General features: G+C 68.8%; 21 protein-coding genes. 7 read left to right on the plus strand and 14 right to left on the minus strand.

The features are described 5' to 3' along the window. Positions 1 to 55 precede the first annotated feature (55 nt). Positions 56 to 388, minus strand: a complete 333-nt coding sequence (locus tag AX750_RS09770) for an AzlD domain-containing protein (protein WP_066718809.1) — start codon at positions 386 to 388, stop codon at positions 56 to 58. Next, complete coding sequence (locus AX750_RS09775; RefSeq protein WP_066718807.1) at positions 375 to 1,082, minus strand: AzlC family ABC transporter permease; 708 nt, start codon at positions 1,080 to 1,082, stop codon at positions 375 to 377. Before AX750_RS09775 ends, AX750_RS09770 begins: the two co-directional genes overlap by 14 nt. A gap of 160 nt (positions 1,083 to 1,242) precedes the next feature. On the opposite strand from AX750_RS09775, the gene AX750_RS09780 reads away from it, so the two are divergent. Next, on the plus strand, positions 1,243 to 1,887 hold the full coding sequence (locus AX750_RS09780; protein WP_066718803.1) for a 4'-phosphopantetheinyl transferase superfamily protein: 645 nt from the start codon (positions 1,243 to 1,245) through the stop codon (positions 1,885 to 1,887). A 13-nt stretch (positions 1,888 to 1,900) separates the two neighbouring features. Here the strand turns inward: AX750_RS09780 and AX750_RS09785 are convergent, their stop codons facing one another. The 7 genes from AX750_RS09785 to pheS all read right to left on the minus strand — a co-directional run bounded on the left by AX750_RS09785 (position 1,901) and on the right by pheS (position 10,404). Further along, positions 1,901 to 2,647, minus strand: coding sequence for a TerC family protein (locus tag AX750_RS09785; RefSeq protein ID WP_066718800.1), 747 nt, complete (start codon positions 2,645 to 2,647; stop codon positions 1,901 to 1,903). A gap of 19 nt (positions 2,648 to 2,666) precedes the next feature. Continuing rightward, complete coding sequence (locus AX750_RS09790) at positions 2,667 to 3,371, minus strand: TerC family protein (protein ID WP_156446478.1); 705 nt, start codon at positions 3,369 to 3,371, stop codon at positions 2,667 to 2,669. A 134-nt stretch (positions 3,372 to 3,505) separates the two neighbouring features. Beyond that, positions 3,506 to 4,585, minus strand: a complete 1,080-nt coding sequence (locus tag AX750_RS09795) for a tartrate dehydrogenase (protein ID WP_066718798.1) — start codon at positions 4,583 to 4,585, stop codon at positions 3,506 to 3,508. Further along, the gene (locus tag AX750_RS09800; RefSeq protein ID WP_082735496.1) at positions 4,582 to 5,493 is read right to left on the minus strand and encodes an alpha/beta hydrolase; all 912 of its coding nucleotides are present in this window, start codon (positions 5,491 to 5,493) and stop codon (positions 4,582 to 4,584) included. The genes AX750_RS09795 and AX750_RS09800 overlap by 4 nt, the downstream gene beginning before the upstream one ends. Positions 5,494 to 5,685: 192 nt before the next feature. After that, entirely contained in the window at positions 5,686 to 8,109 is a 2,424-nt protein-coding gene (gene pheT, locus AX750_RS09805; protein WP_066718795.1) for a phenylalanine--tRNA ligase subunit beta, read from the minus strand. After that, positions 8,106 to 9,293, minus strand: coding sequence for a ceramide glucosyltransferase (locus tag AX750_RS09810; RefSeq protein WP_082735497.1), 1,188 nt, complete (start codon positions 9,291 to 9,293; stop codon positions 8,106 to 8,108). Before AX750_RS09810 ends, pheT begins: the two co-directional genes overlap by 4 nt. 28 nt (positions 9,294 to 9,321) lie before the next feature. Continuing rightward, positions 9,322 to 10,404 carry a phenylalanine--tRNA ligase subunit alpha gene (gene pheS / locus AX750_RS09815; RefSeq protein WP_066718792.1) on the minus strand — a complete coding sequence of 361 codons (1,083 nt, stop codon included), beginning with the start codon at positions 10,402 to 10,404 and terminating at the stop codon, positions 9,322 to 9,324. A gap of 50 nt (positions 10,405 to 10,454) precedes the next feature. On the opposite strand from pheS, the gene AX750_RS09820 reads away from it, so the two are divergent. Genes AX750_RS09820 through AX750_RS09835 form a run of 4 tightly spaced genes read left to right on the plus strand, consistent with a single transcriptional unit; the run spans position 10,455 to position 13,080 of the window. Next, a complete protein-coding gene (locus AX750_RS09820) occupies positions 10,455 to 10,997 on the plus strand; it encodes a hypothetical protein (protein WP_156446477.1) in 543 nt (180 codons plus the stop codon). A 10-nt stretch (positions 10,998 to 11,007) separates the two neighbouring features. After that, positions 11,008 to 11,643: a hypothetical protein gene (locus AX750_RS09825; protein WP_156446476.1), complete on the plus strand. Its 636-nt coding sequence runs from the start codon at positions 11,008 to 11,010 to the stop codon at positions 11,641 to 11,643. An 8-nt stretch (positions 11,644 to 11,651) separates the two neighbouring features. Beyond that, positions 11,652 to 12,269, plus strand: coding sequence for an SCO family protein (locus AX750_RS09830; protein ID WP_082735498.1), 618 nt, complete (start codon positions 11,652 to 11,654; stop codon positions 12,267 to 12,269). A 31-nt stretch (positions 12,270 to 12,300) separates the two neighbouring features. Beyond that, complete coding sequence (locus AX750_RS09835) at positions 12,301 to 13,080, plus strand: TIGR00730 family Rossman fold protein (protein ID WP_066718783.1); 780 nt, start codon at positions 12,301 to 12,303, stop codon at positions 13,078 to 13,080. A gap of 154 nt (positions 13,081 to 13,234) precedes the next feature. Here AX750_RS09835 and rplT read toward each other — a convergent pair whose 3' ends face one another. The 3 genes from rplT to AX750_RS09850 form a co-directional block, all read right to left on the minus strand. Continuing rightward, entirely contained in the window at positions 13,235 to 13,615 is a 381-nt protein-coding gene (gene rplT, locus AX750_RS09840; protein ID WP_066718780.1) for a 50S ribosomal protein L20, read from the minus strand. Between the two features lie 28 nt (positions 13,616 to 13,643). Beyond that, a complete protein-coding gene (rpmI, locus tag AX750_RS09845; RefSeq protein WP_066718776.1) occupies positions 13,644 to 13,844 on the minus strand; it encodes a 50S ribosomal protein L35 in 201 nt (66 codons plus the stop codon). A gap of 152 nt (positions 13,845 to 13,996) precedes the next feature. Then, complete coding sequence (locus AX750_RS09850) at positions 13,997 to 15,439, minus strand: PLP-dependent aminotransferase family protein (RefSeq protein WP_066718773.1); 1,443 nt, start codon at positions 15,437 to 15,439, stop codon at positions 13,997 to 13,999. Positions 15,440 to 15,515: 76 nt separating this feature from the next. Between AX750_RS09850 and AX750_RS09855 the strand changes: the two genes are divergently transcribed. Together AX750_RS09855 and AX750_RS09860 are read left to right on the plus strand one after the other, a co-directional pair. After that, positions 15,516 to 16,142 carry an FMN-binding negative transcriptional regulator gene (locus AX750_RS09855; protein WP_066718769.1) on the plus strand — a complete coding sequence of 209 codons (627 nt, stop codon included), beginning with the start codon at positions 15,516 to 15,518 and terminating at the stop codon, positions 16,140 to 16,142. A gap of 40 nt (positions 16,143 to 16,182) precedes the next feature. Continuing rightward, positions 16,183 to 16,830, plus strand: coding sequence for a LysE family translocator (locus tag AX750_RS09860; protein ID WP_066718767.1), 648 nt, complete (start codon positions 16,183 to 16,185; stop codon positions 16,828 to 16,830). Between the two features lie 17 nt (positions 16,831 to 16,847). Here the strand turns inward: AX750_RS09860 and AX750_RS09865 are convergent, their stop codons facing one another. Continuing rightward, positions 16,848 to 19,427: a chemotaxis protein CheW gene (locus AX750_RS09865; protein WP_067254007.1), complete on the minus strand. Its 2,580-nt coding sequence runs from the start codon at positions 19,425 to 19,427 to the stop codon at positions 16,848 to 16,850. A 213-nt stretch (positions 19,428 to 19,640) separates the two neighbouring features. Then, positions 19,641 to 20,732, minus strand: a complete 1,092-nt coding sequence (locus AX750_RS09870; RefSeq protein ID WP_156446520.1) for a DUF1176 domain-containing protein — start codon at positions 20,730 to 20,732, stop codon at positions 19,641 to 19,643. Positions 20,733 to 20,746: the final 14 nt, after the last annotated feature.

Raw genomic sequence — 20,746 nt, forward strand, 5'->3', positions numbered from 1 at the left:
CCCCCACCCTAACCCTCCCCACCGCAAGCGGGGGGAGGGAATCCTGCGGTAGCGCTCAGAACCCCAACGCGCGCAGGCCTGCGACGGCGCTCATACCGACGATCAGCGCGAGCAGTTCGCTGCGGCGCAGGATCATGCTGCCGATGGCGGCGAGCAGGGCGATGCCGGCCGCCAGGCCGAGCCGCTCGATCAGCGGCAGGACGGTGGCGGCGATGATCGAGCCCGGCAGGGCGGCGAGCCCGCGGCGGACATGGGGCGTGAGCGGGATGAAGCCCATCAGAACCACCCCGGCGATGCGGCAGAGATAGGTCGCGACCGCCATGGCGAGAATCGCGATGATCGGCCCCCAGCTGCCGAGAGCCGCGGCGTTCAGATCAGGCAGCGTCATCGCGGAACGCTCCCACCACGGCGCCGGTCAGCGAGCCGACGATGATGAAGGCATAGCCCTCGACCAGCTTGGCCGTCAGCAGCGCGGCGATGCCCGCCGCCACCCAGGGCACGGCGGCGCGGCGGCCGCGCCAGAGCGGCACGATCATCGCGGCGAAGAAGATCGGCATGACCAGGTCGATGCCGAAGGCGCGCGGATCGGAAACCAGCGCACCGAGCCCGTAGCCGAGCCCCGTCAGCAGGACCCAGACCACCCAGAGCAGCAGCCCGGCGCCGATCAGCACGCCGAGATCGCGCCCGCCCTCGGCCCGGTAGCGCGTGCCGATGACCCAGTTGGCATCGGTGAAGAAGAAGAGGTGGAGCGCGTTCAGTGCCTTCGGATAGGCCGCGAACCAGGGCTGCAGCGAGGCACCCTGCAGGATCATCCGGGAATTGACGGTCGCCGTGACGACGGCGAGGCCGGCGATGGCGCCCCAGCTCCATTCCGGCCGCCACAGCTCCATCGCGACGAGCTGCGAGATGCCGCCATAGACCAGCGCGCTCATCAGCAGGGCCTCGACGAGACTCAGGCCCTTGGCCGAGGCCGCCGCGCCGAAGGCGACGGCGAAGACCACTACGCCCGGCACGAGCACCATCACCTTTCGCATGCCAAGGCGCATGCCGGCCGTGCTCACTTGTGCCGCAGCTTGCTCCATCGACAGTCTCTCTCCCGTGGCGTGTGGCTGCTTTGGGCCCCGCTCTTGCGCCGCCACTGGCAAGCGGAGGCGTGGAGTCCTTCCAAGGCCGAACGGCGCCTGAGGTCAACGCCGCCCCGTGGGCGGGCCGCATGAGCCGGACACAGGGCGGCGCCGGGTGATGGCGAGCGCCCCCGCCCTGTCCTATCCTGCCGGGATGATCTGGCTGTGCTCCCCGGACGACAGCGCCGAAAGCCTTCCCGCCGCCTGGCTGGTGTCGACGCCGGCGCGGCCGGCGACGCTGCCCGAGCGCTCGGCGCTGCGGCGGGGCATGGCCGCCCGCATCCTGGCGCGACAGCTGGGCCTGCCGCCGGAAGCGATTGCCATTAGCCGTGAGCCGAGAGGGCGCCCGCTGGTCGCGCAGCCGCGCGGGAGCGGGCTGCATCTCTCGCTGGCGACACGGGCGGGGATGGTCGCCGTGGCGCTGGCTCATAACCCCGTCGGCGTCGATGTCGAGGCCGTGGACGAGGCCGCCGCACCGCCTCTCGGCGTGCTGCATGCGGACGAAATGTCCTGGCTCTCGGGCCAGCCGCCTGAGAGGCACGCGCTGGCCTTCGCGCGGCTGTGGAGCGCCAAGGAGGCCTATGTGAAGGCGCTGGGAACGGGCTTTTCTCGTCCGCCGGAGAGCTTCGCGGTCAGGCTCTCGACGGAGGGGCGGATCACGGTGTGGGACGGTCCACGAGCCGTGGCCGCAAGCGGCGTCAGCCGCACCATCGAAAACGGCGGCCAGGAGATCCTGGCCGCCGCGATGGTCGTTCTCGGGTGATGCGAAAGGGCGCTCAGCCCTCGGCCGCCTGCCCCCCGCGCCGCTGCTTCAGCACATAGGCGATCGCGCAGACCAAGGCCGCGCCGATCACCGAGGTGACGTAATGCGGCATGCTGGCGGGGCCGATGCCGATGGCGCTGACATCCGTCGAGACCGGCTTGATCCAGGTCGGCATGTTGACCTCGAGCCAGCGCAGCACGGCGATGTCGCCCAGGATCATTTCGGCCGCGATCCAGCCCAGCAGGGCCGCGCCGAGCCAGATCAGGATCGGGTAGCGGGTGATGATCGAGGTCAGGAACTGCGCGCCCATGATGATCAGCGGGATCGAGAGCAGCAGGCCAAAGATGAAGAGTTCGGGATGTCCGCGCGAGGCCGCCGCGATGGCAATGACGTTGTCGAGGCTCATCACCGCATCGGCGATGGCGATGGTGCGCACCGCCTGCCAGAGCGTCGAGCCGCCGTCGATCTCGGCATGGCTCTCATCCTCGCCGAGAGCGAGCTTCACCGCGATCCAGAACAGCAGCAGGCCGCCGACGATCTTCAGATAGGGCACGAGCAGCAGATAGGTCACCACCAGCGCGAAGATGATGCGCAGGCCGATCGCCGCCGAGGCGCCGAGCCAGATGCCAACCTTGCGCTGCTTCTCCGGCAGGGAGCGGCAGGCGAGCGCGATCACCACCGCGTTGTCGCCCGACAATAGCAGGTCGATCCAGATGATCTGGAGCAGGGAAACCCAGAATGTGGAGGATGAGAAATCCATTAGTCGGTCAGTCCCTTTGTCAAAGGGCCGGATCTGGCCGGCGATGCTTGAGGAGGTAGCCGAGGCCGAGCACGAGCAGTGCGCCGATCAGGGCCGCCGGGTATTCGAAGCGGTGGAGCGTTTCGGCGCCGAAGCGGGCGATGAGCCAGGGGTCGCTGTCGAACATTTCACCCGCAACCCAGCCGAGCAGCGCGGCGCCCGCCCAGACGAGAACGGGGAAACGGGTGAGAAGGCTGGTGATCAGCGAGGCGCCGAGCACGATCAGCGGGATCGAGATGACGAGGCCCGCAACCAGAAGCGGGATCGAATCCTTCGCGACGGCGGCGATCGCCAGCACGTTGTCCAGGCTCATGACGATGTCGGCGATGGCGACGGTCTGCACGGCCTTCCAGAGCTTGCTGCTGGCGGCGATCGAATCCTCGTCGCTCTCGCCGTCCTCCACGATCAGCTTGACGGCGATCCAGACGAGAAGCAGCGCGCCGACGATGTGCAGGAACGGCATGTTGAGCAGCGAGGCGATCAGCACGGTAAAGACCACGCGCAGCACCACCGCGACACCCGCGCCGAGCGCGATGCCTTTATTGCGCTGCTCGGGCGCCAGCGCGCGGCAGGCCAGCGCAATGACCACCGCATTGTCGCCCGACAGAACGATGTTCAGCGCAACGATCTCGAGCAGCTTGCCCCAGAGGGCCGGGTCGAAGAACGACAGCGACGACAGATCCATTCCCAGCCCCTTCGAAGTCGCCCCACCGTCCGCAGCGCAACGCCGCGAGCGGCGCCACGTTCCGCCGCGGCCGGGGATCGATGCCCTAATGCGGGCTCGTTGTCACGGCACCCGGCCCGCAGAAGGCCCAGAAATCAGCCCAGCGCCTGTTCGACGGCCTTGCCGGCGGCTTCGGTGCCGAGCGAACCGCCGAGGTCACGCGTGCGGGTGCGGGCATCGCCCAGCGCCCGCTCGATCGCGGCCTCGATGCCCTTGGCGGCTTCCGTCTCGCCGAGATGGTCGAGCATCATCGCCGCCGACCAGATCTGGCCGATCGGGTTGGCGACGCCCTGGCCGGCGATGTCGGGGGCTGAGCCATGCACCGGCTCGAACAGGGAGGGGTAATCGCCCGTCGGGTTGATGTTGCCCGAGGGCGCGATGCCGATCGTGCCGGTGCAGGCGGGGCCGAGGTCGGAGAGGATGTCGCCGAACAGATTGGAGGCGACGACGACGTCGAACCGGTCCGGGTTCAGCACGAAATGCGCGGTCAGGATGTCGATATGGTACTGGTCGACGGTCACGTCGGGGTACTTCTTCGCCATCTCCTTCACCCGCTCGTCCCAGTAGGGCATGGTGATGGCGATGCCGTTCGACTTGGTGGCCGAGGTCAGCTTCTTGCGCGGGCGGCGCTGGGCGAGCTCGAAGGCGTATTTCAGGACACGGTCGACGCCGACACGGCTCATCACCGTTTCCTGCAGGACGATCTCGCGCTCGGTGCCGGCATACATGCGGCCGCCGACGGAGGAGTACTCGCCTTCGGTGTTCTCGCGGACGACGAAGAAGTCGATGTCTCCGGGCTTGCGGCCCGCGAGCGGGCCCGGCACGCCAGGCATCAGCCGCACCGGGCGGAGATTGACGTACTGGTCGAATTCGCGCCGGAACAGCAGCAGCGAACCCCAGAGCGAGATGTGGTCCGGCACCTGGGCAGGCATGCCGACGGCGCCGAAGAAGATCGCGTCATGGCCGCCGATCTGGTCCTTCCAGTCGTCGGGCAGCATCTTGCCGTGCTTGGCGTAGTAGTCGCAGGAGGAGAAGTCGAACTCGTCCAGCCGCAGCTCGAAGCCGTATTTCTTCGAAGCCGCCTCGAGGATGCGCAGGCCCTCCGGCATCACTTCCTTGCCGATGCCGTCCCCGGCGATGGCGGCGATGCGATAGACGCGGTTGGTGCGGCTCATGATGGGTCTCCGAAGAAGGCGATGAATTCGGCGGCGACGAGATCGGGGATCTCCTCGGCCAGATAATGCCCGCCGGGCAGGCCGCGGCCTTGGACGTTCTCCGCGCGCAGGCGCCACAGCGCCAGCGGATCGAAGCATTTGCCGATGATGCCGTTCTCGCCCCAGAGCGCGAGCAGGGGCTGCGCCAGCCTGCGGTCGCCATCCTCGTCGTCATGGCGGATGTCGATGGTGGCGGCGGCGCGATAATCCTCGCAGGAGCCATGGATGGTCCGCGGATCCGCGAAGCAGCGCAGATATTCGGCCAGGGCTTCCGGCGCGAAGGGCTTCAGGCCGGCCGAGCCGGAGCCGCATTTCTTGCGCCAGTAGGCCTCCGGATCGGCCCCGATCATACGTTCCGGAAAGGGCGCCGGCTGGATCAGGAAGAACCAGTGCCAATAGGCGCGGGCGAAGGCGTCCGTGGTGCCGGCATACATCTCTCGCGTCGGCGCGATGTCGAGCGTGGCGAGCTTCGTGACGCGCTCGGCATGGTCGAGCGCGAGGCGATGCGCGACGCGGGCGCCACGGTCATGCGCGCCAACCAGGAAGCGCTCATGGCCGAGCAGCGTCATCACCTGCGCCATGTCGAGCGCCATGGCGCGCTTGGAATAAGGGAAATGCTCTGGGTCGGTCAGCGGCTTGTCGCTGTCGCCATAGCCGCGCAGATCGGCACAGACGAGGGTGAAGCGGTCCTTCAGCCGCTCCGCCAGCTTGTGCCAGAGCACATGGGTCTGGGGATAGCCGTGCAGCAGCAGCAGCGCCGGCCCCTGCCCGCCCGTCCGCACCCGGATGCGCGCGCCCGAGGTCGTGACGTCGAGCAGCCGGAAGCCGGGAAAGAGGCTGTCGGTGACGGGGAGATCGGTGATGGCCATGGGCGCCAGGTCAGGATGTGCAATCGAGAGCGCGTACGCCCATTCAGGAGGAATTGCGCGCAGCGATTATTACACAATCCCAATCAATGGTTGTGACACGTCATTCTCGGGCTGCGCCGTGCGCAGACCCGAGAATCTCAGGACGAGCATTTGTTTCCGAGATGCTCGGGTCGAGCCCGAGCATGACGCGCCCTACCCCCGCAGCGCCGCGCCGTAGCGCTTGGCCATCTCCGCGACGATCCTGGCGCCGACGGCCTCGATTTCGGCCTCCGTCAGCGTCTTCTCGACCGGCTGGAGCGTGACCGCGAGCGCGACCGACTTCTTGCCGGGCTCGACGCCCTGGCCCTCATAGAGATCGAAGACCGAGACGTCCGAGATCAAAGCGCGGTCGGCGTTCTGGGCGGACTTCACCATCTCGCCGGCGGCGGTGGCCTTGTCGACGATGAAGGCGAAGTCGCGCGTCACCGGCTGGAAGCCGGACAATGCCAGCTTCGGCTTGACCTTGGTCGGCTTGGCCTTCAGCAGCGGCAGCGCATCGAGATGGATCTCGAAGGCGACCAGCGGGCCCTTGACGTCGAGCGCCTTGAGGATGCGCGGATGGATTTCGCCAAAGGCGCCGATGACACCCTTGGGGCCGAAGCGCAGCGTCGCCGAGCGGCCGGGATGAGCCCAGTCCGGCCCGCCTGGCACGATCTGCAGCCCGCCGGTCGGCACGCCGAGCCCGGCCAGCAGCGCCAGCACGTCGGCCTTGGCGTCGAAGGCATCGACGGGCTTGGCCGCGCCGTCCCAATGACGGCCGGCGCCCTCCAGCGTCGCCGTGCCGCGGCGCAGGCCGGTCGCGGCCATGAGCTGGCCCTCGGGCTCGTCGCTCTGGAAGATCTGGCCGACCTCGAAGAGGGCGACATCGCCGAAGCCGCGATCGGCATTGGCCTGCGCGGCGCGGATCAGGCCCGGCAGCAGCGAGGGCCGCATGTCGGAGAGATCGGCCGCGATCGGGTTGGCCAGCACGAGCGCCGGCGAGCCGCCGCCGAACAGCGTCGCGGACTCATGGTCGATGAAGGACCAGGTGACGGCCTCGACGAGGCCGCGGCTGGCGAGCAGGCGCTTTGCCTGGCGGGTGCGCTTCTGCAGTACGGTGAGAACGGGCCTCAGCACCTCGTCCGCGATGCGCGGCAGCGGCGTCGAGACGACGCGGTCGAGCCCGGCAATGCGCAGGATCTCCTCGACGAGATCGGCCTTGCCGCCGACATCGGCCCGCCAGGACGGCGCCACCACCTGAACCCGTTCGCCGGCGCCGGAGACCGCGAAGCCCAGGGAGGTCAGCGCCCGCTCCATCTCCGGCAAGGGCAGCTCCAGCCCGGTCAGGCGCTTGACCTCGGACCAGGGGAAGTCGATCGCAGCGGCGCTGCCCGGCAGCTCGCCCGCGAAGACCATCTCGGACGGCTCGCCGCCGCAGAGCTCGACGATCAGCGCCGTGGCGAGATCCAGCCCCGGCCGGCAGAATTCGGGATCGACGCCGCGCTCGAAGCGGTAGCGCGCATCTGAGGTGATGCCGAGCGCGCGGCCCGAGCGGGCGATGTTGAGCGGGTCCCAGAGCGCGCTCTCGACCAGCACGTCGGTCGTGCCCTCGTCGCAGCCCGAGGCCTCGCCGCCCATGATGCCGGCGATGGATTCGACGCCCGCCGCGTCGGCGATGACGACCTGATCGGCGGTCAGGGTGTAGGTCTTGCCGTCGAGCGCGACGATGGACTCGCCGTCGCGTGCGCGGCGCACGACGAGGTCGCCCTTGACCTTGGCCGCGTCGAAAACGTGGAGCGGGCGGTTGCGGTCGAGCGTCATGAAATTGGTGATGTCGACCAGCGCGTTGATCGGGCGCATCCCGACAGCGCGCAGCCGCGCCTGGAGCCAGTCCGGCGACGGGCCGTTCTTGACGCCGCGCACCAGCCGCAGGCCGAAGGCCGGGCAGAGCGCCTTGTCCTGCGGCGCGAGGTCGAGCTTCACGCCGACCGGGCAAGGGAAGCCGGCTTTCACGGGCGCCACCGGCGGTGTCTTGATCGTGCCGAGGCCGGCGGCGGCGAGATCGCGCGCGATGCCGGCGATGCCGAGCGCATCGGCCCGGTTGGGCGTCACCGCGATCTCGATGACCGGATCGCTGAGGCCGGCATAGGCGGCGTAGGACTGGCCGACCGGCGCGTCCCCGGGCAGGTCGATGATGCCGTCATGATCCTCGGAGAGCTGCAGCTCGGCGGCCGAGCAGAGCATGCCGTTGGATTCGACGCCGCGGATCACGCCCTTGCCGAGCGTGATGTCCTTGCCGGGGATGTAGGTGCCGGGCGGGGAAAACACGCTCTTCATGCCGGTGCGGGCATTGGGCGCGCCGCAGACGACCTGCACAGGCTCGCCGGCGCCGGTATCGACCATGCAGACGCGCAGCCGGTCGGCATTGGGGTGCTGCTTGGCATCGATCACATAGGCCACGGTGAAGGCGGCGAGCGCCTTGGCCTTGTCCTCGATGCCCTCGACCTCAAGCCCGACGCGGGTCAGGGCCTCAGCGATGGCCTCGACCGGCTCGGTCGTGTCGAGATGATCCTTCAACCAGGACAGGGTGAACTTCATGAGCGTCCGTCACTTCTCGTCATTGCATGGGACATCGGGGCCGGCGCGGCGTTGAGCTCGTCCTCCCCGTCCGTCTTGATCTTCATCGCGTTGCCGCGCCAGCTGACCTCGCCGGCTACGAAGGCATAGGCCCAGACGGCAGGAAAGACGATGTCGCGCACCAGCAGCGCCAGCGGCATGCGCCAGGAGCCGTACCAGCCGACGCCGCGCGCGAAAGCCAGCTCGGCGACATACCAGGGCAGCAGCACGAGCACCGGCGCGAGCCAGGCGGACAGGCCGAAGGCCGGCAACGCGATGGCCGCTGCGACCACCGCCAGCAGCGGGCCGGACAGGATCTCGGGCAGGAAGAAAGGCAGGAAGGTCACCCGCCGCAGCCGCGCCCAGCGGAACTGGCGCTGGACGACGTCATGCAGGCTGCGCTCGCCCAAAGGCTGCTCGAAGGGCTGGCCGACGAGATGGACATGCTTGCCGGCACGGCGCACGAGCTTCGTTGCCGCGGCATCCTCGGCGATCTCCTCGCCGAGCACGGCGATGCCGCCGCGGGCGTCGAGGAAGGGCTTGTTCCAGAGCATCGACTTGCCCTGGGCGAAGCCGAAGCCGCAGGCCTCGCCGGCGAACTGCCAGCGCGCCTGGAAGGTGTTGAGGAAGGCGCATTCGAGCTCGGCCCAGAAGCCGAAGGGCCGCGAACCCACCGGCGTCGAGCACACCAGCCCGGTGTCGTCACGCCAGGAGGCGAGCAGGCGCTGGATATAGTCCTTCGGCATCAGCACATTGGAATCGGCGAGGATGACCCACTCCGTCCGCGCCACCTCCCAGCCCTTGACGCAGTTGTTGAGCTTGGGGTTGGCGCTGACCTTCACGTCGCCGGTCACGAGCTTCACGCGCTCGCGCCCATAGCGGGCGATCAGTTCCTCGACCATCGGCACGATCGGGTCGTCCGGATCGGCGACGGCGAAGATGGTGACATAGTCGGGATAATCCAGTTCGAGCCCCGAGATCGCGGTCTCGCGGCTGAAGGCCTCGATGCCGCGCAGCGGACGCACGATCGTCACCGGCGGCAGCGCCGCGAGCAGAGGCGTGCGGCGGTCCACCCGGCGCAACCGCGCATAGGCAATCGCCTGGCAGAGCAGGTTCGTCGCGACGAGCAGCACCGCGAACAGGCCAGCCCAGCCCGCGGCGCTCATCGCGCGGCCCTCCCGCTCCCGGCCGCCATCACGCGGACAGCCCGGCGGTCAGCGTCGGCAGGTCGAGCGGGCGGAAGCCGTAATGGCTGAGCCAGCGCACATCCGCCTCGAAGAAGGGGCGTAGGTCAGGCATGCCGTATTTCAGCATCGCGATGCGGTCGATGCCCATGCCCCAGGCAAAGCCCTGGTAGACCTCCGGATCGAGCCCGCAATTGCGCAGCACATTCGGGTGGACCATGCCGCAGCCGAGGATCTCGAGCCAGTCCTCGCCCTCGCCGAAGCGGATCTCGCCGCCCTTGCGCGAGCACTGGATGTCGACCTCGACCGAGGGCTCGGTGAAGGGGAAGAAGGACGGCCGGAAGCGCATCTTTACCGTGTCGATCTCGAAGAACGCCTTGCAGAACTCCTCGAGGATCCATTTCAGGTGGCCCATATGGGCGCCCTTGTCGATCACCAGCCCCTCGACCTGGTGGAACATCGGCGTGTGCGTCTGGTCGGAATCCATCCGGTAGGTGCGGCCCGGGCAGATCACGCGGATCGGCGGTTCATGGGCCAGCATGGTGCGGACCTGGACCGGAGACGTATGGGTGCGCAGCAGCTTGCGCTCGCCATTTGCATCGGGGGCGAAGAAAAAGGTGTCGTGCATCTCCCGCGCCGGATGGCCGACGGGGAAGTTCAGCTTGGTGAAGTTGAGGTCGTCGGTCTCGACGTCCGGCCCCTCGGCGATCGAGAAGCCCATATCGCCGAAGATCGCGGTGATCTCGTCGATGACCTGGCTGATCGGGTGGATGCGGCCGCGGGCTTCGGGCCCCTCCCGCACCGGCAGCGAAACGTCGATCCGCTCGGCCGCGAGCCTGGCCTCGAGCGCGGCCTCGGCCAGCGCGTCCTTGCGGGCCGACAGCGCCGTCTGGACCTGATCGCGCAGACCGTTGATCAGCGGTCCCTTCTCCTTGCGCTCCTCGGGCGTCATCGCGCCCAGCGTCTTCAGAAGCGCCGAGATCGAGCCGGCCTTGCCGAGCGCGCCGATCCTGACCTGCTCCAGCGCGGCTTCATCCTGCGCCTTCGCGATGTCGGCAAGAAGGCTCGCGCCCAAGTGATCGATCTCGTCCATGCCTGCTCTGGTCCGTTTGCGAGGCATCTTCTAGGGTGTCGCCAGCGCCGATGCTAGAGGCAATCACGCCGGCAAAGCAGGGTGAGGACGGCAAAACCGGGGGGTGCGCCGATGATGGGGGCCGGTTGATGACAAGGCTGTCGCAATCGTGGCCGCGCCGCGCGCAGCAACGGGCCTGGGCGGCGCTTCTCGGCCTCCTCGCCGTCTGGCTGGCAGCGCCGGTGCAGGCGCAGGACGGACAGCGCGTCAGCATCACCGGCGAGATCGCAGACAGCTGGTGCACGGTCAGCGGACTGATGTTCGCCAAGGGCAGCGCCCATCATCAATGCGCGGTCTGGTGCGCGCTCGGCGGCATTCCCGTCGCGATCCGCGACGCGGAAGGCGGGCTCTACCTGATCCTGCGCATCGGCGACGACACGGACAGCGCCGCCAATCCGCGCATCGCCCGGCTGATGGCCCATGAGGTCACGGTGGACGGCGAACTGCTCGAGCGCGACGGCGTCAGATACCTGCTCGTGGACAAGATTGCCGACGACAAGGGCGTGATCAACCTGACCCATGACGAGCACGGCATCCAGCCGTTCGGGAACTGAGGCGATGGGCATGTTCTCAGCCCTCATCCTGAGGAGCGCTCCGCAGGAGCGCGTCTCGAAGGATGGTCCAGCACGCTCCGGAGACATCTGGAGCATCCTTCGAGACGCCGCTGCGCGGCTCCTCAGGATGAGGGCCGCGGGGCTTGGCGTCGCGGCGCTGGCCGTACTGGCTCCCGCCGTCGTCCAGGCCGCCGAGCCCTGGGGCATCCCGCATGAAAAGCCGGTCGTGCTGAAGGGCCGCGTTGTCGAGGCGCTGTGCCATCTCAAGGGTGTCTGCGCGCCCGATTGCGGCGCCGGCAAGCGCCAGCTCGGCATCCTCGAGGCGGATGGCCGCTTCCGGCTGGTCGGCAAGGGGCAAGTCGATTTCGCCGGGGCTGCGCCCGATCTCGCCGGCTTCTGCGGCCGGGAGGTCGAGGCCGACGGGCTCCTGATCGAGAACCCGGCGATCACACTGTTCTTCGCGCAGGGTGTCCGCGAAGCCGGCAGCAGCGCCCCGTTCACGCCGACCGACCGCTTCAAGACACAGTGGGAGGCGCGCAACGGCGCCGCGCCGGAATGGTGGCGGGCGGACCCCGAGTCCAATGCAATTCTGGCCGAAAACGGGCCGCTCGGCATCAAGGGGCTCCTGCCCCAGCCGAAGCCCTGAGATCCGGGATGCAGGGCCGGCCCCACCGACGCGCGCTGCTGGCCGGGCTCGCCACCGGCTTGAGCCTTCCGGCGCTGGCGCAGCATCACGGCCATGCCGGGCACGCCGCGCCCTCCCCGCGGCCCGACCCGCTGGCGGGACGGTTCGGCGGTCCGTTCTCGCTGACCGACCATCGCGGCACGCAGGTGAGCGACCGCGACTTTCGCGGGCGCTTCATGCTGATCTATTTCGGCTTCACGCGCTGCACCGATACCTGCCCGATCGATCTGCCGAATATCGCGCAGGCGCTGGACGGGCTCGGCTCTCTCGCGGAGCGCGTGGTGCCGCTCTTCGTCACGGTCGATCCGGCCCATGACACGCCCGCCGTGCTGGCGGCCTATATCGGCGCCTTCCATCCCCGCCTGATCGGGCTGACCGGCAGCGAGGCGCAGATCGCGGCGGTGGCGAAGGCCTACAAGGTGCATCGCCGCAAGCTGACGCTGCCGCATCACGCGCCCGGCGAGCACAGCGTCGACCATGGCTCGCTGACCTATCTGATGGACCGCGAGGGGCGCTTCCTGACGCTGCTGCCGCACAAGACGAGCGCGGATCGCATGGTGGCCGTATTGCGAAACTATCTGGGGTAAGGCTGGGACAGCCCCACCGGATTCGCACGACATGCCCGACACGACCGACAAGCCCGACAGCTCCGCGCAGAAGGCCTCGCCTTCCTATCGCCTGGCAGCACTCGACCCCGACTTCATCCTCGGCGATTCGACGCGCGGCGTGCGCTTCATGCTCGAATACCAGAAGGCCGAGGACCATTTGCGCGCCCGCGGCATCCTCTCGACCATCGTCGTCTTCGGCTCGGCGCGGGTGCGCGAGGGCGAGCCCTGGTACGAGGCGGCCCGCGCCTTTGGTAAGCTGGCCTCGGAGCGCGGCGGGGCGCTTTCGGCGAGCGAGCTCGGGCGCGACCATGTCATCGCCACCGGCGGCGGGCCGGGCATCATGGAGGCCGCCAATCGCGGCGCGACGGAGGCCGGCGCGCTCTCGATCGGCTTCAACATCACGCTCCCGCACGAGCAGGAGCCCAATGCCTGGTCGACGCCGGATCTGACCTTCCGCTTCCATTATTTCGCGATGCGCAAGATGCATCTGGCGATGCGGGCAGCCGCACTGGTGGTCTTTCCGGGCGGCTTCGGCACGCTGGATGAGCTGTTCGAACTCCTGACCCTCGTGCAGACCGGCAAGATGCGCCCGGTGCCGATCGTGCTCTACGACCGCGCCTACTGGCAGGCGCTGCTGAACCTCGACGTAATGGCGAAGGCCGGGCTGATCCGGGCGCAGGACCTCGCGCTCTTCGCCTACGCGGATACGCCGGAGGAGGCCTATGCCCGCATCGTCGAGGGCGCGGGCGACAACTGGCGGCCGGCGACGGAGGATCGCGTGCAGACTTGAGGTGCCGCGTCATGCTCGGGCGAAGACCCGAGCATCTCCTGAACCAGATTCTCGGGTCTTCGCTCCGCTACGCCCGAGAATGACGCACTGAACACACGAAAAAAGGCCGGCATCGCTGCCGGCCTTTTCCCGTATCTCGTCGCAGCTGGAAAGCTCAGGCGGCCTTGGCCTGGGCGTCGGTGCCGAGGGCGGCCTTCACCGCCTCGACCACCGCCGTGAAGGAGGCGGCGTCGTCGATGGCCATCGCCGAGAGGGTCTTGCGGTCGAGTTCGATGCCGGCCTTGGCCAGGCCGCCGATGAAGACCGAATAGACCAGGCCGTGCTCGCGCACCGCGGCGTTCAGGCGCTGGATCCAGAGCGCGCGGAAAGAGCGCTTCTTGTTCTTGCGGTCGCGATAGGCGTACTGCATCGAGCGATCGACGGCCGCCTTGGCGGCGCGGATCGTGTTCTTGCGGCGGCCATAGAAGCCCTTGGCGGCCTTGAGCGTCTTCTTGTGCTTGGCGTGGGACGTTACGCCCCGTTTCACGCGAGCCATGTCATGATCTCCGGAAGGTTAGGGGGCGTCAGCCGTTGGGGAGGAAATACTTCTTCACGTTGGCCGCATCACCCTCGAACAGGGTGGTGGTGCCGCGGTGATTGCGGATCTGCTTGTTGGTCCGCTTGATCATCCCGTGACGCTTGCCAGCCTGGGCGTAGAGCACCTTGCCGGTTCCGGTGATCTTGAACCGCTTCTTCGCGGCCGATTTCGTCTTGATCTTGGGCATTTCAGCTCCTCATAGGTCGCGGGCGCGCAGAGTGCGCCGCTTGATGTTTTGCTTGCGGGAAGCAAAGAACGACCGCCACGGCAGCCCTTATCAGCCGGGCGATCGAAGGCCGCGCGTATGACAGAAAAGGACGGGGCTGGCAAGCGAGGCGTTCACGGCCGCGTCCCGGCTGTCCGGCGCTCCTGCGTCAGGATCGCAGCCAGGATCGCCACACCACGGCGCAGCGCGTCGCCCTCGAGCGCGGCATAGCCCAGAACGAAGCCGGCCGTCTCCGGCCTCGGCACCGACGCGTCGTAGAGCGGCGAGACAGGATAGAGGCCGATTCCGGCCGCGCGCGCGGCCTCCGCGATCGCGCTCTCGCGGGCCGCCGGGACGCCGTCGAGCCAGACCACGAGATGGAGCCCGGTCTCGGCCCCCTCGACCGTAATTGCCTGCCCGCAGCTCTCGGCCAGGGCCGCGAGCAAGACGCTCCGGCGCTCGGCATTCCTGCGGCGGATGCTGCGGACATGGCGCTCATAGGCACCGCTGGCCAGCACCTCGGCCAGGGCCTCCTGCTCCAGCAGGGGCGCATGGCGATCGGTCAGGCGCTTCGCCTCGACGAAGGCCTGGCGCAACGCGGCCGGCAGGACCAGATAGCCCAGCCGCAAGGTCGGCGAGAGCGTCTTGGAGACGGTGCCGGCATAGATCACCGCTTGCGGATTGAGCGTCTGCAAGGGCGGGATCGGCGCGACGTCGTGACGATACTCGCCGTCGTAATCGTCCTCCACGACATAGCCGTCGACGGAAGCCGCCCAGGCCAACAGCGCGCGCCGGCGCGGCGCGGACAGGACGCCGCCGAGCGGATACTGGTGCGAAGGCGTGACATAGACGAGCCGTGCGGGCGGCAGCGCGTCCGTCAACAGCCCGTCGGGGTCGACCGGCACCGGGACCGCCTCCCCGCCGGCCGCGAGGAAGGCATGGCGCGCGAGGGCATAACCCGGGTTCTCCATCAGGAAGCGGTCGCCGGGATCGAGCAGCAGGCGCGCGCAGAGATCCAGCCCCTGCTGCGAGCCGTTGACGACGAGGATGTCATCGGCCGAGCAGGCGATGCCGCGCGCCCGCCAGAGATAGCCCTGCAAGGCCGCGCGCAGGGCCGGGTCGCCCTGCGGATCGCCATAGCGCAGCCTGGCCGGACGGCGGAGCGCAACCTTGGCCAGGGCGCGACGCCAGGCCAGCACGGGAAAATCAGCGCCCGCCAGATCGCCATAACGGAAATCCGCGACGGGAAAGCTCTCCCGCGGCGCCGGTGCCGGCAGGGCGAGCAGGCGTTGCGCGAAGCCCGACAGGGCTCGCGCCGGCGGCATGGATTCCGGCGCGGCGCCCGGCGGCGCAGCGAGGCCCCGGGCCACCACCGGACGCGCGCCCTGGCGGCTGATCAGATAGCCCTCGGCGATGAGCTGGCCATAAGCGGCCGTCACGGTCGTGCGGGAGGCGCCCCATTCCGCCGCGAAGGCGCGGCTCGACGGCAGGCGATCGCCCGGACGATAGGCGCCGCCATGAATCCGTTCCTTGATCGCAGCGACGATCCGGCGCCCGACACTTTCCAACTGGCCCATCCGGATTTTGCTGAACTGGCTGTTTCGTCCGAGCCAGACTGGCCCCATTGACGGGGACGACGCAAGGAGTTCCGCGATGTACACACCGCCCGCCTTCCGCGACGACGACCGGCACAGCATCGTCGCGACGATCCGCGGCGCGCGGCTCGCCCATGTCGTCACGACGACCGAGGCCGGCGTGCTGGCGACGCCGCTGCCGCTGTTCCTGGACGAAAACGAAGGCGAGCACGGCGTGCTCTACGGCCATCTCGCCAAGGCCAATCCGCAATGGCGGGAGCCTGCGCTGGGCGAGGGGCTCGCGATCTTCATGGGCCCCGACGCCTACATCACGCCGTCCTGGTACGAGACCAAGCGGGAGACCGGCAAGGTCGTGCCGACCTGGAACTACGTCGCGGTCCACGCTTACGGCCCGGTCGAGTTCTTCGACGACGCGGCGCGGCTGCTCGACCTCGTCACGCGGCTGACGGACCTGCACGAGGGCGAGCGCCCGGCCCCCTGGGCAGTGTCGGACGCCCCCTCCGATTTCATCCAGGCGCAGTTGCGCGGAATCGTCGGTCTGCGGATGCCGATCACGCGACTGGAGGGCAAGCGCAAGATGAGCCAGAACCGGTCCGCAAGCGACCGCGCCGGCGTCGCGGCGGGTCTCGCAGACAGCCCCCGCCCCACCGAGCGCGCCGCCGCTGCGCTGGTGCCCGTCGACTGATCGCGAAAGCGCCCCTTCCCTCAACATTGGTGCCCCCGTCATGCCTGAGCCCAGCTCACTGGCGCTGTTTGTCGTCGCAGCGCTCCTTCTTGCGATCACGCCGGGTCCCGGCATTTTCTATGTCGCGGCGCGAACGCTGGCGGGCGGGCGCCGGGAAGGCCTCGCGTCCAGCTTCGGAACCGGACTGGGCGGCATGGTTCATGTCGTCGCCGGCAGCCTGGGTGTGTCCGCGATCGTGCTGGCGAGCGCCGAACTGTTCACGGCGCTCAAGCTCGCCGGCGCGGGCTATCTCGTCTGGCTCGGCTGGCGCACCATCCAGGCGGCGCGACAGGACGCGGCGAATGTCCTGAGCGGCGGCACCATCGAGCCACCGCTGGGTGGAAGGAGGGCTTTTCGCGAAGGCGTCGTCGTCGAAGCGCTCAATCCGAAGACCGCCGCCTTCTTCCTGGCCTTCATTCCGCAGTTCATCGACGGGACCGGCAGCGTCGCTCTGCAGTTTCTGATCCTGGGTTTCGTGTCCGTCCTGTTCAACACGCTCGCCGACGTCGTCGTCGCCTATGCGGCGAGTGGAATCCGACAGGGCGCAGCAGCACGCCCAGCCCTCGTTCGCCGTCTGCGCGAGGGCTCCGGTGGCGCCATGATCGCCTTGGGGATCGGCCTCGCTCTGGCGAAGCGGCCGGCCGCCTGAAAGCGCGGCTCCCGCCGCTACTCGGCCGCCTGAACGAGCGCCGACCCGCTTTCGCCCTGGAGCTTCGCGCCGAGGCGGTCGACGTCCAGCAGCATCAGCATGCCGGCCGGCTCGCCCCGGGCGTTGCGGGTCGCGACGACGCCGAGCGCGGGGACGTCGGTCTTCGAGGTCAGCTCGCGCAGCGGCTGCAGTTCGGAGGCCGCGATCTCGGGGATGAGGCCGAGCGTGTCGACGATGAGCCCGAGCGTGCGGCCGGCGGCGCGCACGATGACGATCTGCTGCTCGTCCGAGGAAGCGTCGGGAATGCCGAGCAGCCGGGCGAGGCGCAGCACCGGCACGGGCTGGCCCTCGTGAAGCTTGTAGCCGGCGAGCAGCCCGTCCCCCGCCTTCCGGGCCGAAGGCTTGAGGCCTGCGATGTCGACCGCCTCGATGACGTCGCGCGCCCGGACGCCGAGCCAGTGCCGCCCGATATGGAAGGTCGCAACCTCGAAGGCCTCGACCCCGTCGGCCGGCTTCTGCGCGGCCAGCGTCGTCGCGGCGGCGCCGGCGGCCGGGCGTGCCGCGCTGTCCGACGCGACTTCGCCGAGCGGCACGGCACAGACCGCTACGACATCGGCCCTGTGGCCGTCGCTGGTCTTGTATTCGCGATAGCCCTTCGAGAGCGCGGCGCCGACCGCCATGTGCTTGCCCTCGAAGCTGCGGATGCAGGCGAGGTCGCCGTCCCGCTCCAGCGCCGCGGCATCGACCGGCAGGGGGCTGGCATCGCCGACCGCGAAGCGCGGGTCGCTCGAAGAGAGGATACGGCCGTCGCTGCCGACGAGGATGGTGAAGGCGCCGGGCAGCGCCGCGCCGTCCTCGTCGGTCGGCAGGGAGTCGGCGAGGATCGCCGCGAATTGCGGAGTCGAGTCGAAGACGATGGCGATGCCGCCGAGCGCCCGGCCCCCGACCGGGCTCTGCACCGCGGCGGTGTAGATCAGCGTCGGCGCGCCGTCATAGAGCGGTGTCGGCTCGAAACCCGAGACGGCATAGTGCTGGCCTGTGCGCAGCGCGAGCGTACGGCCCACCCACTCCGCATCGAGCGGCTGACCGACGAGATGCGCCTGCGAGGGCTGCGACACGGCGACGACGACGCCCTGCGCATCGAACAGGATCAGGTTGCTGTAGACCGTGTAGAGCGCATTGATGGTGGAGAGGATCTCGCCGCAGAGCCGGCGCCCTTCCGGCGAGGGCGCGGCCAGCACGCGGGCGAAACTCGCGTTCAGCGCCCACCAGCGGCAGTCATTGGCGCGCTCGTAGAGATTGCGGTCCATCACGTCGATGGCGAAGGCAGCGCGGGACCGGCACTTCTCCATGATGGCGGCGACGACGGTGCGGTGGAGGTCTCCGATCGAGGCGTCGCAGACGGCCTGCGTCTTGCGGCCGGCGCTGGAGATCTCCCAGAGCAGGATTTTCGAGAAGGCGGCGTTGGCGGCGGTCGAGCCGGCCTGGCGGATCGAGCCGTTCCAGACCGAGCGGTTGAGATCGCCCTGGATCGCCGCCGCCTGGCGCGAGACGTTGCGCAACTCGGCCGAGAACAGCCCGGCCTGGCTGGTGACGGCGGCGAGCAGATCCTCGCCGATGCTCTTGCCGAGTTCGCCGTCATCCTGGTCGAACGCCGCCTCCAGCGGGATCAGCCCGAGGCCCAGCCAGCCCGGCCCCATATAGCCCTGGTAACCCACTGTGCGGCAGGCCATGGCGAGATATTGCCGCCCGCCGAGGCGGATCACCGGGTCGCGCCCCTGCAGGGCGGCCGGCGACAGCTTCAGCCCCGCCGGCAGCTGGATCGGGCAGGATCCGGCGATGATGTCGCCCTCCGGCGAGACGCAGCCCAGCACCGTCCAATCATGCTCCGGCAGCAGCTTGCGGAAGATGCCCTCCATCTCGTCGGCCAGACGGAAGACGAGGACGAGGACGCCGATCGGGCGCTTGGCCGCATCCTCGACGCGCCAAGCATAGACCAAGGCATTCCGGTCCGCGACGAAATCGACCAGGCCGTAATGCTCGACATAGGCGCCGGTCGAGGTCATCGCCTCGTCGATCAGGGGGTGGCGCGCCTGCTGCGCCTCATGCGGCTGAAGACGGGCGCGGATCGCACCGTCGCGGTCGACCAGAACGATGTCGGAATAGACGGAGTACTTCGCGACATAGTCGCGGAAGCGGGCCTCGATCGCAGCCCGCGCCTCGGGCGAGGCCGGCGCCTCGAGCATCTCGCGGATGTCGGTGTCGGCAGCGAGAAAGCCGATGTCCGCCGTCCGCTCAAACAGATTGCGGACCAGCACGTCGATGGCGTTCTGCGCCTTGATGCGCAGATCGGTCATCACCTTGTCGCGGGTTTCCTTGGCGAGATGGCCGAGCAGACTTGCCGTCAGCTTCTCGAAGGCGGAGCGCGTGCCCGACATCTCGGTGGCATTGCCCGAGAGCTGGCCGAGCAATGTCAGCGTATCCCAGGACGCCTGCAGCCGGTCGAAGACCTGCCGGTAGTCGTCGATCGCCCGCATATGCCGGATCAGGCCGGCGAGCGCCGGGTCGATCTCGTATCCCTCTCGCAGCGTAGGCAAGTCGCAGGCGCCTCCGGTAGGCCGTCGCCCGCCGGCACGACGCCGGACGGGGGACGCGAGCCATCGCAGCCGGCCGGCTGCGAAGCGGGCGGCAGAAGATCACCAACCGCGTTGATTCGCATCCCTCTGCGAAGGTCTCGCTGCCTAAATTTAAAGCAGACCGCCGCACGAACGGCGCGGAAACGCAAACTGACTTTACGTCATGTCGAGCATTCAGCGCGCCCGATACACAAGCGGGAACTGTTCGGGCTTGGCCGCCTTGCCGTCGCAGGCAACCTTTTCGCGGTATTCGACCAGAACAAATTCGCCGTCGGCGCCGACACGGTGACGCTCATAGACCCCGCAATCGCCCTCGCTGCGGCCCAGCGCCGTGCCGGTGACGGTGCGGGTCTTCACGTCCCATTCCGGCGACATCAGCTCGGCGGGCGCGCTCGTGCGCTTCTTGCCGGGTGGCGCCTTGAAGCTCAGGAAGCGCAGATTCTGTGCCGGCTCCGGCAGGTAGACCAGCGCATAGACGGCATTGGCCTGGATGTTGAAGCGCTGGCAGGGCAATTCCCAGATCGCCGATTCCTCCGACATCTGGAAGCCGGTGACGCCGGTCTTCAGCATCGCCGGATCGCAGCCGAAACGGCTCTTGAGCGTCGCCGGCAGCGTGCGCGGGATCTGATTGGGCCTGACCGTATAGCGGCTGAAGATGCCACCGGGGTTGGAGGGCGGCGGCGCAGCGGCGGTCGCGGGCGGCGGTGACGCTTGAGGCGGCGCGGCGACCGGCGCGGTCATGCAGCCGGCTCCGCCCTTCACATTCACCCGCGCCTGCTGCTTGCCCGCCATCGACACGGTCAGCGTGCCGCTCTCGATCTCGACCGCCTCGCCCTCGATATCGCCGAGCTTGAGGTCGAGCACGGCGAATCCGTCATCGGCGCCGAGCTTGTAGAGCTGGTAGGGGTAGAGGCCGTAGCCGCCGACCTTGCCGCCCACCGCGACGCGAGTCATCGGCAGGATTTTTTCGCCGACCTTGATGCGCGCCGGCTGGCGGGCATGGTTCTGGCCGGTCAGCGCTTCGGTAAAGATGAAGGCGTAGCGGTCGTTGTCGGGATCGCGGTTGGCCTGCCAGAGCGCGACCGTGCAGCCCTTCGAGCGATCGACCTCCGCCTTGTCGAAGAGCTTCAGGTCGAGCTTGGTCTCGTCGGGCCTGGCCGGCGTCGGGCTCTGGGCCGGCGGGGCCGTCTGGGCCGCGAGCGGCCCCGCTGCCAAAATAGCCAGCGACAGCGCGCACAAGGCCGCCGCCATTCGGTTCGAAGCCATGCACCTGCCCCCTC

This window comes from Methylobacterium sp. CCH7-A2 (genome assembly GCF_001557075.1).
GTDB lineage: Bacteria > Pseudomonadota > Alphaproteobacteria > Rhizobiales > Beijerinckiaceae > Allobosea > Allobosea massiliensis.